The 12,957-nt window shown below is 58.5% G+C and carries 14 protein-coding genes and 1 pseudogene; 9 read left to right on the top strand and 6 right to left on the bottom strand.

The genetic code is table 11. The features are described from left to right. The coding region (locus PY650_RS34905; RefSeq protein ID WP_285879340.1) for a L,D-transpeptidase family protein at nt 1-92 on the top strand (92 nt) is incomplete at its 5' end. 122 nt (nt 93-214) lie between these two features. On the opposite strand, the pseudogene PY650_RS34900 reads toward PY650_RS34905, so the two are convergent. Next, nucleotides 215-322, bottom strand: a pseudogene (locus PY650_RS34900) (redox-sensitive transcriptional activator SoxR); the annotation flags it as partial. A 489-nt stretch (nt 323-811) separates the two neighbouring features. Between PY650_RS34900 and PY650_RS34895 the strand changes: the two are divergent. Continuing rightward, nucleotides 812-1,111, top strand: a complete 300-nt coding sequence (locus tag PY650_RS34895; RefSeq protein ID WP_285884614.1) for a hypothetical protein — start codon at nt 812-814, stop codon at nt 1,109-1,111. A 586-nt stretch (nt 1,112-1,697) separates the two neighbouring features. Here the strand turns inward: PY650_RS34895 and PY650_RS34890 are convergent. Continuing rightward, nucleotides 1,698-2,657, bottom strand: a complete 960-nt coding sequence (locus tag PY650_RS34890) for a GlxA family transcriptional regulator (protein WP_285884613.1) — start codon at nt 2,655-2,657, stop codon at nt 1,698-1,700. Nucleotides 2,658-2,757: 100 nt separating this feature from the next. On the opposite strand from PY650_RS34890, the gene PY650_RS34885 reads away from it, so the two are divergent. The 6 genes from PY650_RS34885 (at nt 2,758) to PY650_RS34855 (ending at nt 8,104) form a co-directional block, all read left to right on the top strand. After that, nucleotides 2,758-3,051: a hypothetical protein gene (locus PY650_RS34885; RefSeq protein WP_285884612.1), complete on the top strand. Its 294-nt coding sequence runs from the start codon at nt 2,758-2,760 to the stop codon at nt 3,049-3,051. A gap of 18 nt (nt 3,052-3,069) precedes the next feature. After that, complete coding sequence (locus PY650_RS37240) at nt 3,070-3,588, top strand: MAPEG family protein (protein WP_349644544.1); 519 nt, start codon at nt 3,070-3,072, stop codon at nt 3,586-3,588. Nucleotides 3,589-3,629: 41 nt separating this feature from the next. Further along, on the top strand, nt 3,630-4,358 hold the full coding sequence (locus PY650_RS34870) for a hypothetical protein (RefSeq protein ID WP_285884611.1): 729 nt from the start codon (nt 3,630-3,632) through the stop codon (nt 4,356-4,358). Beyond that, nucleotides 4,355-5,224: an NmrA family NAD(P)-binding protein gene (locus tag PY650_RS34865; protein WP_285884610.1), complete on the top strand. Its 870-nt coding sequence runs from the start codon at nt 4,355-4,357 to the stop codon at nt 5,222-5,224. Before PY650_RS34870 ends, PY650_RS34865 begins: the two co-directional genes overlap by 4 nt. Nucleotides 5,225-5,370: 146 nt before the next feature. Next, nucleotides 5,371-5,640: a hypothetical protein gene (locus PY650_RS34860; RefSeq protein WP_285884609.1), complete on the top strand. Its 270-nt coding sequence runs from the start codon at nt 5,371-5,373 to the stop codon at nt 5,638-5,640. Nucleotides 5,641-6,169: 529 nt separating this feature from the next. Then, nucleotides 6,170-8,104: a methyl-accepting chemotaxis protein gene (locus PY650_RS34855; protein WP_285884608.1), complete on the top strand. Its 1,935-nt coding sequence runs from the start codon at nt 6,170-6,172 to the stop codon at nt 8,102-8,104. 483 nt (nt 8,105-8,587) lie between these two features. Here PY650_RS34855 and PY650_RS34850 read toward each other — a convergent pair whose 3' ends face one another. From PY650_RS34850 to PY650_RS34835, 4 genes are all read right to left on the bottom strand, one after another. After that, nucleotides 8,588-9,490 carry an NADP-dependent oxidoreductase gene (locus PY650_RS34850; protein WP_285884606.1) on the bottom strand — a complete coding sequence of 301 codons (903 nt, stop codon included), beginning with the start codon at nt 9,488-9,490 and terminating at the stop codon, nt 8,588-8,590. Between the two features lie 76 nt (nt 9,491-9,566). After that, entirely contained in the window at nt 9,567-9,965 is a 399-nt protein-coding gene (locus PY650_RS34845) for a DoxX family protein (protein ID WP_285884605.1), read from the bottom strand. 36 nt (nt 9,966-10,001) lie between these two features. Beyond that, nucleotides 10,002-10,382, bottom strand: a complete 381-nt coding sequence (locus PY650_RS34840; protein ID WP_285884604.1) for a glutathione S-transferase N-terminal domain-containing protein — start codon at nt 10,380-10,382, stop codon at nt 10,002-10,004. 24 nt (nt 10,383-10,406) lie between these two features. Then, complete coding sequence (locus PY650_RS34835; protein ID WP_285884602.1) at nt 10,407-11,222, bottom strand: DODA-type extradiol aromatic ring-opening family dioxygenase; 816 nt, start codon at nt 11,220-11,222, stop codon at nt 10,407-10,409. A gap of 113 nt (nt 11,223-11,335) precedes the next feature. Here PY650_RS34835 and PY650_RS34830 point away from each other — a divergent pair, with 113 nt between their 5' ends. Beyond that, entirely contained in the window at nt 11,336-12,256 is a 921-nt protein-coding gene (locus tag PY650_RS34830; protein WP_285884601.1) for a LysR family transcriptional regulator, read from the top strand. The last annotated feature ends 701 nt before the right edge of the window (nt 12,257-12,957 follow it).

The following is a 12,957-nucleotide window of genomic DNA, read 5'->3' as shown; positions in this document are numbered from 1 at the left end:
GTTCTCACGGATGTGTCCGACTGACAAACTGGGATGTCGAAGAATTGGCCGGAATGGTCAAGCCCGGCGTGGTCGTCGAATTTGTCGACTGATCGTCGCTTGCTGCCCGGACTAGCGATAGTAGACAGGAACCGTTTTGGTTGCTTGTCGAATATAGAAACAGGTCGAAGGTTTTAGAATCGTCAGATTTCGGCCGCGGCGTACCCACCCCAGCCTATACATACATTGGCCCCGGCCCTTTGCGTCGCGCCACATCGGCAGGATTCGCCAGCCCGCACCGGTCGATCGACAGACAGCCGCAACCAATGCACTCGGTAAGGCCGGCGTCGCTGGCATTTAATTTGGCAAAAGGACACCTGTATTTTACGGCGCGCCGGGTGCTTTCCTTTTAGTCTACGGTGAACCCCGATCGTTCCAGCACGGCCGCACAGCGGACACGTTCCTTGAGTTCTCCCAATTAGTTTTTTCTCCATCCTAATTCCCGACGCCCCTGGCATCCATTCGCCCGGTCCCGCTGAATGGCGGCAAGTTCCGTTATGATCCGACGTAGTCGCAATCGTACCTCATGTCGAATTTGGAGATTTTTCACTTCAGAGTTGGGCCGCGCTCCTCGTCATTTCCGCCGGTCTGGCTGACGCGCCGGCCGAAGCCGACGGTGGGGCCTGCTCCTCCGCCTCCAGGCGATTGATAGTGGCGTGAACGACGCGAATGTTGGCGTTTCCGCCAATACAAAAATTTGCGGCGTGACGCTAAAATGCTGCCGGCCGAATAGACGAGCGGTCAAGATTTTATTCCACGCAAGGAAATGCCGATGAAAGTGTTCGCGACCGGAAAGCTCATCAAACCACTGACGCCGGAACTTCGCCAGAAGTACCGCCCGATCGAGGTGGCCGCCACCATCAAGCTCTATCTCGAAGGTATGATCGAGCAGTTCTGGTTCCGCGAAAATGTCGGGCCGATCTTCCTCATGAGCGCGAGAAGCGTCGAGGAGGCCGAAGCAGCCGTGAACGCACTGCCCCTGACGGCCGATGGCTTCGTAATATACGAGTGCACCGCGGTCGGCCCGCTCACGCCGCTCGGCATCGTGATGCAATACGGCCAGAATACTTGAACTCTTCGGCCAACACTGGGAACTCGCATAGGGCGGCCATCGCCCTGTACGAGGCCGACGTGCCCTTCGTTTCAAAGCTCGTCGATCTGTCGACCCCGACGAGCCATTTGTGCTCACCCAATCGAACGCAATCATGTTCCACACGGCCGAGCGAGGTCCGTCTAGTCACCAGCTGCCGGAGGACGGGACAAGCCGGGCTCGCGCCTTGGAGCGCTTCTTTTATTTCGTCACCGACGCCATCGTCTGGTCGGGGGCCGTGTTTACGCTCAGCAATCGTGGCCAGGGTGACGCCGCGGCTCTGCTCAAAACGAACCTCGTTGAACGTCTGGAGGCAGCGGAGAGGTTTCTAACTGAAGGACCCTACATGGCCGGCGAGCGCTTCTCGCTCGCCGATATAGGGGGCTCACCATCGTGCGCGCCTATCAGCGTCACTTCGAATGGCAGCCGCAACGTCCGCTCGTACAATAGCTCGAACGTATTGGCGCAAGGCCGGCCGTGCAACGTGGCCTTGACGCGTTTCGGCGCAGCTAATCTGCCTTTTTCCAAGCGTAAGGTCTTGCACAGGGCAAGACCTGCGCCGCTGCTGTCAGCGCAGATCGGCCCGAAGGTCGCGCACACCGCGGCCTGTCCGCTGGCGCAAGAGGGTACCCAACGTGGCCCCCTCGATGTAGCCCACTTCGGCCGCTGCAGCGTCAAGGTCCAGCCCGGCATGCAGAAGAGACTGCGCGTGCTCAACACGCAGGTCTTGGAAGTAGGAGAGCGGGGACTTGCCCAATATGGCTTGGCAACGACGCTGCAACGAACGCGAGCTCGTTCCCAAAGCGGCCGCAGCATCTTGTAGCGAAAAGCCTTCCTTCAGGCGCTCGCGTGCCCACCGCTCGAACCGCAGAACAAGCGGGTCAGCTTGCGCCAAATGATTTGGAATAATGTATTGAGCCTGCGACGAGCGTAGATCGGCGAGCAGGTAGCGCGACACGACGCCTGCCAACTCTGGGCTGGTCTTTCGGATCAGCCAAAGCGCGAGATCAAGATGCCCCATCGCGGCGCCAGCCGTAACGCCGATGTCGGTTGGCACTAGCATCCGAGACTCTTCGAGTTGGACCCTTGCGTAGCGTTGTCGAAACAGCGGAGCGAGCCACCAGGTTGTCGTCGCTTCCCGGTGATCGAGAAGCCCGGTTTCGGCCAATAGAAACACGCCGATACAGGAGGTGGCGATCTTCGCGCCCTGTTCGTGCCACTTCCCGATTTGCACGATAGCTTTCTTCACGTCGGCGCGCCCAAGGGCTGGAACGAGAAGCTCCGGAGTTGACGTCGCCAAGGCCGGAACGATCACCCAATCCGGCTGCAATGCCGGCGTCGGGGCATGGACCGGGACCATTAACCCAACTGCCGTCCGGACCTTCTGCCGCAACCCGACCACGGAAACCTCGAATGGAGGCTGCTTCCCCTGTCGACCCGCGAGGTTGTTGGCGACCCGAAGGGCGTCAAGTACCGCCGTCAGCCCGGTGTCAAACACCCCATCGAGAACGAGCACTGAAATCCGCATGGCGTAAATGGCCTTGAAGTTGGCATTTACGACCGTACCGCTTTTGACGGCCAGGGTCTAGAGTCTGCCTCGCTGAATTCACCACGATGAGGAAAAGCAGATGAAAGTCTTCGCTATCGGACGGGCCAACAAGCCGATCACGGATGAGGATCGCAAGCACATCATGCCCAAAGAAGTGCCGCACACCCTGAAGCTCTATCTCGAAGGCAAGATCGAGCAGTTCTACTTCACGGAAGACAAGCCGGGCGTCGTTTTCCTTATGAGCGTCGCGTCTGTGGAAGAGGCCAAGGCGACCATCGAGGCGATGCCGCTTGCCTCCGCTGGCTTCCTCGATTTCGAGTTCCTCCCGGTCGGGCCGCTCAAGCCGCTCGGCCTCCTGCTCCAAGCTCAGTGATCTCGAAAGGCGCCGCCAATGAACCCCCCATCCTCATCGGCGGCGCCACCGCCACGATGGGCCACATCGCCGCCTGAACTCTATGTCCTCGTCCTCGTCACCATCGCGACGGTCCTAATGTGGGTTCCCTACATGGGGATGCGCATACTGACGCGAGGGCCGGGCCGCACGTTCGCCGATCCCGCTGACCCGACCGCCCCCGCCGATCCCGCCTGGGCCGAGCGGGCGCGGCACGCGCACGCCAACGCCGTGGAGAATTTCGCTGTCTTCGCGCCGCTCGTCATCATCCTGGCGCTGATCGGCGCCTCAGGCGACGGTCTTAGCCGCGCAAACCTATCTTGGGGCTCGGCTAGTTCACTACGTTGTCTACACAGCCGGCATTCCGGTCATCCGCACGCTCGCCTTTGTCGTGTCGGAGCGACGCTGGTGATCGCGGCCACCGTGCTGTGCCACACCTGGTTGGCTGATCGATCCCGCACACTTTTGCAGCGTGCAACACCTACTAAGCCCGCAGGCGGCCGACCCAATGCAAGTTAACCGAAGGAAATATCCATGAAGCCCAACAACGGGAGAACGCCATGCTTCAACTCATCAACGAACTGATCGAGGCTCACGGCGGGCTTGAGCGCTGGTCCCGGGTGGAGAAGGTCTCTGCGACCTTTCAGCCGAACGGGCTCGCCTTGACGATGCGTGGCCAGGAAGCGTTCTCAAGACAGCCGACTCGCGTGACAGTCGATACGCGGGACCAGCGGGTCAGCATCGATCCTTTCCTCGAGCCCGGCCATGTCGGCCTCTACCAGCCCGATCGAACGGCGATCGTCACCACGGACGGCCGCATCGTCGAGGAGCTGAAAGAACCGCGCGAAAGTTTCAAGCCCGACTCGCCCTGGAGTGGGCCGCAGTTGGTCTACTTCGCCGGCCACGCCCTGTGGACCTACTTCAACCTCCCGTTCCGGCTCGTGCAGGGTGACATCCATCTCGAAGAGGTCGCGCCCTGGACCGAGGATGGCGAGACCTGGCGAGCGGTGAAGGTCAGCTTTCCGAAGTCGATCGCAACCCTCTCCTCCGAGCAGGTGCTCTATTTCGACGACAGGGGTTTGCTTCGCCGTGAGGATTACGCGGTCGAGGTCACCCAGCGTGGGCCAGTCGCCCACTACGTCGATGGCCACCAGACCTTCGACGGGATCGTCTTCCCGACCCAGCGGCGAATCTATCCGCGCGGCCCTGACGGCGCACCGAACAAGGAAGTCGTCATCATTGCGGCCGACCTCAGCGATTTCAAACTTGTAGAGGCGTCATCGATATGAACTCACCCATTCTCATTGCGGGCGCCACCGGCGCCACCGGCCGCATCGCCACGACGTTGCTCCTGGAAAAGGGCCTTCCTGTTCGCGCCCTCGTCCACAAGGAGGACGATCGTTCCGCCCAGCTCCACGCTCAGGGAGCGGAAATCGTGGTTGGCGACCTGCTAGACTTCAACGCCGTCCGGCGTGCGTTTGCGGGCGCAAAGCGGGGCTATTTTGTTTACCCGATCCGGCCGGGTATCGTTCAGGCCTCGGCGCATTTCGCGCAAGCCGCGATCGAAGCGAAGGCCGAGGCCATCGTGAACATGTCGCAAAGAACGGCGCGCCGGGACTCAAGAAGCGAGTCCGCGCTTCAGCATTGGGTCGCGGAGCGAGTTTTCGATTGGGCTGGGACGCCCGTTACCCATTTGCGGCCGACCGTATTCAATGAGTGGCTTCTCTACATGCGCAGCCAGATCCGCGACGGGCACTACAAGGTGCCTTTCGCTCCGACGATGCGCTTCGCACCAATTTCAGCCGAGGATCGGGGAGCGGTGATAGCTGCGATCCTAGCTGATCCAGAACCGCATCAGGGCCAGACCTACCAACTCTTTGGCCCCGTCGAAATGACCCCCCCGGAAATTGCCGAGATAGCCGGCCAGGTGCTCGGCAAGCCGGTTCGCTATGAGCATATCTCGGGCAAACAGTGGGTCTTGAACCTGTACGGCCAGGATGTGCCGTTCCTTTCTCAGCACATAGAGGAGGCGGCAGGGTCGGATCCTGCCGAAGCCCAATTCGTGGGCATGAACGATCTTGTTGAGAAGATCGGCGGCCGCCGGCCGATGACGGTAGCCGAGTTCGTCGAAAAGCACCGAGTCGCCTTCCAATGATCTACGGCTCAGCGATCTAATCTTCATCCTGGTCGAACGACGGAGAGTCGTATGTCTGCAAACACAGAGACTGTCCGTCGCTACCTTACCGCGCTGTCGAGCGGTGATCTGGAGGGAATGAGGGTTGCTGCACCGCGGACGCTGTCGTGGTGTCGCCGGTTTACGGAACAATACCGGCGCGCGCTTTCTTCGAGACATTGCACGCTGACACGATCAGTGCGGAAGTTAAAATCCGGACGATCTATGTCGCCGAGGACGGAGCCGACCGCATCATCGCGCATTTCGGCTATAGGTGGGAACGGCGCTTGACGCCGACGCTCGACACGTATGTGCTCGATCTCTTCGAACTCACACCGGATGCGCAGATCAAGCGTATTCGCATTATTCTGGACGGTGACGCCGCGACAGCCGCCTGATCTTGATCAGCCGCATTCCTCGGAGGGTGGCGCTCTATCCAGCTGAGCTACGGGCGTATTTCACTTCGCTTAATCCTATCGGCCTCCGCCGGTCAACGGATCCGAACACCTTCAATGGAGCCTCTCGTTCCAAGCGTCCAGCGCATCGTGCTGGTACTCGCTACGCTACGCGCTTGTTTGCTGTTCTTCTCTGAAAACTGCTTGCGCGAAGAATTTTCCAGATAGGGCGGCTTACCGAGAGAACGTCAACCAACTGAAACTTGTTGCCTTTTTCCACTTCCCTCCAAACCATATTCCCTTGACATCAGCCTTCGGAGGGTGACAGAAATACTTCATCAACTTAATACGATTTTTCATTTTTAATTGTTTCATCAGATGTCGCTGCTATTTTAATGATGCAGCGCCAACAGGCGGCGAGCAGGATGCTCATGCCCTGCAATGTTCCCGGTCTTCAAAGCAGACGACAGCCGACCTACACCGACCTCCGCCGGCTAGGCGGTCACCAGCTCCCTAGAGTGAACGAGCCCCCATGAGTATTTTTCAGAACGTCAAGATTAGAACAAAGGTTCTTTCCGTTATCATCCCGATTTGTCTAATCGGCATTACCGGCGTTCTATTCGTATCGTCTCAATACCGCGATACCGTTGCAAACTACTCCAGATTCATTTCAATGGACGAGGCAGCAGCGATACAGATGTCGATGGCCAATCAACGATTGGCGGCGCTAAGCTATAATGCCTACCAAATTCACCTTTATAATTCAAAAGATCCGGCAATGGTCGGTTTCCTTAAGAGCTATGAAGAAAACAAACAGGCTCTTTTGGAGCGCTTTGCCAATGTTAGGAAACTGGTGCCGGAACAGGCAACCGCAGTCGAAGAGCTTTTGGGGAAGGCTAACGCCATCGTTACCGTTACAGATAAAGCTGTGGCGGCGGGCAAGATTGATGACGACGATTCGGCAACCAAGCTTTTAATGCAGGCCGACGGACTGATTAGCGGCGAGGCTCTGGCCATTCGCCAATGGGTTGTCTCTTTCAATGAGAACATCAGCGCCAAAAGCGAGTTGCTCAACCAACAGGCTACGAGCACAATTACGGATGCCTTGATTGCACTGGGCACTCTTTTTGCCGCTGCGATACTGATTGCAGCCTTGATCTCAGCGCGGGGCATTGCAGCTCCAATCGAACGCCTGCGCGCCCGCATGATATCGTTGGCGCAGGGAAATACCGATGAGACCATTTTCGGCGTCTCACGCAAGGACGAAGTCGGTCAGATGGCCGCGGCTGTCTCCATCTTCCGCGACAATGCCATCGAACGCATAAGATTGGAGCAGGAGGCTAACGCCAATCGCAGCCTCTCTGAAAAGGAAAGGCTGGAACGCGAAGGGCTGAAGGCCAAGGACGCCGCTGACACGCAGTTTGCCGTCGATGGCCTAGCAACCGGTTTGGCCGAGCTTTCAAACGGCAATTTGCTCTACCGAATAGAGCAGCCCTTTGTCGCTCATCTCGACCGTCTGAGAGCAAACTTCAACGCCTCCATGGCGAAGCTCCAAGAGACGCTTCTCTCGGTCGGTCAGGGCGGTCAGGCGATCGCGGCTGGCGCCAACCAGATCCGCTCTGCCGCAGACGATCTCTCCCGGCGTACCGAGCAGCAGGCAAGCTCCATTGAACAGACGGCGGCCGCACTCGAGCAAATCACCACGACCGTCAAGGATTCCACGAGGCGCGCAGAGGAAGCAAGCTCGCTGGTTGGCCGCGCCCGCATCGGCGCGGAGAAATCCGGTGAAGTCATGCAGGAGGCGGTTGCCGCGATGGAAGCAATCTCGAAATCCTCCGGCGGAATCAGCAACATCATAGGCGTTATCGACGATATAGCCTTTCAAACGAACCTTCTTGCCCTCAATGCGGGCGTCGAGGCCGCACGTGCGGGTGAAGCTGGCAAGGGCTTTGCTGTCGTCGCGCAGGAAGTGCGCGAGCTCGCGCAGCGATCCGCCACCGCTGCTAAGGAGATTAAGGCGCTCATTTCGACCTCTGGTCAGCAAGTTGAGAGCGGCGTCAACCTCGTCACGAGAACCGGGCAGTCACTCCAGCAGATCGTCAGGGAGGTGGAGGACATCGACCGCAACGTGCGCGCGATCGTCGAGGCCGCCCGCGAACAAGCAACCGGCCTGCAGGAGATCAACACCGCCGTCAACAGCATCGACCAGGGAACGCAACAGAACGCCGCCATGGTTGAGGAATCGACGGCCGCCAGCTACAGCCTTGCCAAGGAGGTAACTGCCCTGAATGACCTCCTTGGAAAGTTCAATCTGCAAAACGAGCGCAGTTATGCTCGACCGGCTGCCGCGACCGAACGGTCTAGCCCTTCGGCATCGCCGACGCGCGCGCTTCGAGCCAAAATTGCTGGTGCATTCGGTGGCTCTGGCGCAGCCGCAGCCGCATCGCCGTCATGGGAAGAGTTTTGATATTGTAGGTCTCGACCTCCATTTAAGAATTGTCAGGCTTCAAAATCGGAGATCGCGGGAAGGTAAGGCGTTGTTGCTTGCAGCTACCGCGTCCGACCAATCTCTCCGCGTCGCTGGAGTTTTCGTGACCGGGGCGTCGGCGCCTCGAACTGCTCGATTAAGGTAGCAGCGCCGACGCAGCTCGCACCTGACGCCGTGCTCGGATCGAAAGAGGACGAATTGCGGCAGCCAATGTTTAATCCTGCGTTGCCGGATGCTCAGCGGAACGGGGCCGTTCTCGCACCTTCCTTTGTCGTGTCCGACTGTCTTGCAAACGGGAACTCGTGCTCATCCTTCGCGGTTGCGGCACTCATATGCTTCCGTTGAGCGCGGCCTTCCCCCACCATGCGCTGATGCCTGCGGCTGTCCGTAGCTTTTCAGATTTTCTTCCAAGCTGGTTCAGGTAAGACACCGCTGACCGTCGGCAGCTCGTTGTCTTTGCACCTAATGTCTCAGCACGACTTTCCCTTGCGCGCCTGCTCCAACTGCGCTTTGAGCCGCACCGATTTCTTCCAGGCTGAAGGTCTGGGAAATCGCAAGCACAAGCAGTCCTTGCGCGGCAGCCTGCAAGACCGCATCAAGCGTTGCGGCGTCGGTCCGATGATACAGTTCCTGAACTTTTACGCGGTCGCCGGCATTAGCTCCGGCGGGCACCGGAACGATGCTGGCGACTTTGCCGCCGTCTCGGACGAGCGCGATAAGATTTCCGGCGACTGGGGCCGCTGCGCTGATGGCGTAATCGAAAGCGGGACCGGCGGGTAACATCGTGATGTCGAGCGCCTCACCCGCCAAAACGCGTGCTTCGTCCAGCCGCTCCGGCCGAACTCCCGCTACCGGTCTGGCACCGATTTGCTTGAGGTACTGAATTGCGGCGCGACCGACTGAGCCGAGGCCGCCGGAAATCAGTACTCGGTCACCGGCCTTGACGTCCAAAGCATCGACAACCTGCCTTCCGGTCAGCCCCGCTTTCACGAGTGCCGCTCCCTGTTCGGAGCTGAGTTCAGGTGGCAGTCTGGCGATCGACGTGGCTGGCACCACCCCGTATTCGGCGTGAGCCCCTCTTCCGTTGGCCGCAAAATCGGCAACCACCCGATCGCCGATCGTCCACCCGTCAACGCCCTCGCCGAGTTCTGCGACTGTCCCGGCTGCATCTCCTCCCAATACCGCCGGCAATTGAAGCGGAATATACTGAGCCATGAAGCCCTGGCGCAGGATGAGGTCAAAGGGATTGACGGCCGAAGCCTCGATCTTGATCAGAACCTCTCCGGGACCCGGCTTCGGCGTTTCGATATCTTCGATTTCGAATTGATCGATACCACCATAATTTTTCAGAAGCGCGGCTTTCAACCTGTACCTCCTGTTGTTTTGGTCGAGGCCGATCTTCTCTATCGGCCTTTAAACTGAAGCGGCTCGGATAGAGATTTCACGCCAAAGCGGGGCGGCGAAGGTTGTCGAGCGCCCACGCACCACCGCCGGCGACGGCGAAATAAAGGAAGATGAAGCAGAACAGGATGGCTGGCTCGCCCATGTTGAGCGCTGGCCAGAAGCTCTGCGGGGCATGCGCCATAAAGTAGGCGGCCGCCATTTCACCCGAAGCAATGAATGCGGCAAGACGGGTATAAAATCCCACAGTGATGAATGCGCCCGTCACCACCTCAATCGCGCCGGCGATCAGCATGATCGCGGGAAGTGGATAAGGTAGCCCTGGAATAGCCGCCGGGAACTGCAAGAACTTCATCGTTGCGTGTTCCAGAAACAACAGGCCTGTAATGATACGGAGCACGGCGAGGATGCGCGGCGCCCAAATTGTGGTATTCAGCATAAAGATTTTCTCCGGTTTAAGTAGCGTAGCGGGCGATCAAGCGGCAGATGCGGCCTTCTTCAGCTCTCGGTTTTCCTTCCAAAGCGCCATCGCCATGGCGAAGGCGCCATCGACATAATTGCGGTAAACTGGCATGTCGCTCGGGTTGCGGCCCGCTTTTGCAGCCAGGAACGCCACGATGTCGTCGGATTCGCTGACATAACGTCCGCGTGCGAGCTGCGCGGAAGGGAAGCTCACTCTGTCGAGGTGCGGAAGGAGCTCGGCGCGAATGAGGTCCTCCTGTTCTGTCCCAGGGGCGAAGTCGTGAACCTCGACATCGGGCGTTAATCCTGCTTCCAGCAGGAAAAGGCGGACCTTCAGGCAGAAGGGGCAGTTTTCTTTGAGATAGACGATCGGCTTAAAATCGGTGTTCGTCATCGCCGGTTGCTCCTCGTGGCTGGATTATGGGTTGCCGAAACGAAAGCTGGAGGCAGTGAGGCCGCCTGCGAAGTCAGTCTGATGGTAGGTGACTGCACCCGGTTCGTCCCTTGCCGCACCAACCACAGCCATAAGCGGAATGAGATGATCCTCTCGCGGATGAGCTGCGCGCGCATATGGCGCCTGTTCCCAGTCCAGCAAACGCTTTGCCCGCTCGTGGGAACTTGAGTGGACCAATGTCTGCTGCAGCCAAGCATCAAACTGGCGGGATGGCTCGTGGCCGCTTGTGTCTCGCATTGCCCTGAGATTGTGATAGCTGAGGCCGCTTCCGATGATCAGCACGTTCTCGTCGCGCAGCGGCGTGAGGGCACGTCCCGCCTCAAGATGCAATGCCGGATCATAGCTGGCGTCGAGGGAAAGCTGAACGACCGGAACGTTCTCCTCCGGATAAAGCGGCTTTAGAATGCTGAACGTGCCATGGTCGAAACCGCGCGTCGGATCGAGATCGGCTTCTATGCCGCGTTCGCGAAGAAGATTTTGCACCCGCTTCGCAAGTTCGGGTGAGCCCGGCGCACCATATTTGATGTGATAGAGGTGTTCAGGAAAGCCATAATAGTCATAGACCATCCCCGGCCGGGCACCTGACGATATGGTAAAGCGCTGCTCCTCCCAATGGCCGGAGATCACAAGGACTGCCCTGGGGCGATCTTTGATTTCCATCCTCATATCGACCAGCGATTGCTCCAGCTGATCGAAGTTTCGGCGGAAATCGCCGGTCATATAGGGCCATGGGCCGCCGCCATGGCTGATGAAATAGGTGGGAAGCCTCGTCCCTGTCATCTCTAAGACTTTCTTCCTTGGCTACAAACGGATCGGAGAGGAGGATCATCATCTTCGCGCCGTTGATCAATCACCATTGTGTTGATGGATCATTTCCCATATGTTGATGATCGATGGACACGATGATGAGCCTTCGCGTTTTTTGCATGGTTGCGGAGCTAAAGAGTTTTGCGGCTGCGGGGAACCGTCTCAATCTTTCCGCAGCTATGGTCAGCAAACATGTGATGCATCTGGAGAACCGCCTCGGCAATCGGTTGCTGAACCGCACCAGTCGTCGCGTCAGCCTCACGGAGTCAGGGGCGCTTTATTTCAATCAGGCGAGGCAGATGCTTGAGGGCCTTGACGAGGTCGAGGCAGCGATTAGCAACATTACCGTGATGCCGCTTGGCACTCTTAAGTGCAGCGCCCCAGTTTGGGCCGCCAGTACGTGCTTCACGGGCATGTTGGCGGAGTACAACCGTCGTTATCCCGATGTGTGCCTCGATTTGCATCTGAGCGGCCGCATCGTGAACCTGGTGGACGAAGGCTTCGATCTTGCACTGCGGGCGACGACCCCGGATCGGCTTGATCCCGGCCTCATCGCCAGACCGTTGATGCCTGTAGAATTTTGCCTGATGGCATCACCTGATTACTTGAGGCGGACAGGACAGCTGGAAACGATTGCCGACCTAAACGGCCACGCGATGCTGCGCTATAGCGGAATTTCCACCCATGAGGGGATGACGTTCAAAAGCCCCGCAGGGCCGCAGACGGTGCAGTTCCACACCGTAATGCAGAGCGAGAATGAGACCATCCTACACCTTGCCGCACTTGAGGGTATGGGACTCGTTTTTCTTCCAAAATGGATGGTTCAGACGGATATCGAGGCTGGCCGGCTAAAAACCGTGCTCCCCGACAGTGTCACGTTCAGCACCATCCTTTATGCCGTCTATCCCAGTCGGAAATATCTGTCGGCGAAAGTTCGGACGTTCATCGACTTTTTGACAATGAAATCGAAGGGCATGGCAGCTGCGGCCGCGGCCGCATCATGGTGACGCTGCCGGGGAAGGTTTCGGAGCAGCCGGACTTCATCCTCATTGCGCTAAATCAAGGTATGTTCTGCATCGGCGATGCGAAAACGTTGGGAAAGGTGCATGTTTTCAGCCTTTGCCGCCATTGACCGTGGAAGCCCGGACTAAAGCGCGGATGAATTGATCGGCGTCAAAGAAGCCGGTGCGAACTCTCTGTAGCATCCCCGTTTTCATGGCCCATTGAACGGACCGCAAGCGATTTGGGACGCGCATGCAGATAGAAGGGCGCGGCTATGAAGGTCAGAATTTACCGCGACGATAGCTCCGGGCATGCCACGGCACCCAGGTCCCGCATAGCCTTCGGGCTTCCCCGGACCGGCCTCGAAGGAAAACGGCCGCGCTTGTGGATAATGGCCAAGCTTTAGCGTATTGCCACTGCGACTGGGGTCCAATTTTGTGCGTCGGCGGATGTCCAAGCGGCCGCGCGCATGGCCTCGGTTCGGCAATCATAATGGTAATGGAACTGCCTGCCTGCCAAGGTTCGTGGATATCAAAGCGGCATCGACGCACCAAGTGGTCGCCCAGTTGCGATTGCGACGGTTGCAGATTTAGCCTCCAAGTCGAGAAATTGTCGGGCGAAATGAGAAACTGACCCCCTAACGAAGCGAAGAACTGACCCCTCGTATCAAAACGAGGAGAGATGGATGTCGAGCGAGATTTCATCG

The organism is Martinezella calliandrae, from assembly GCF_030272695.1.
Taxonomy (GTDB): domain Bacteria; phylum Pseudomonadota; class Alphaproteobacteria; order Rhizobiales; family Rhizobiaceae; genus Rhizobium; species Rhizobium calliandrae.
This window is presented reverse-complemented; position numbering and strand designations above follow the sequence as displayed.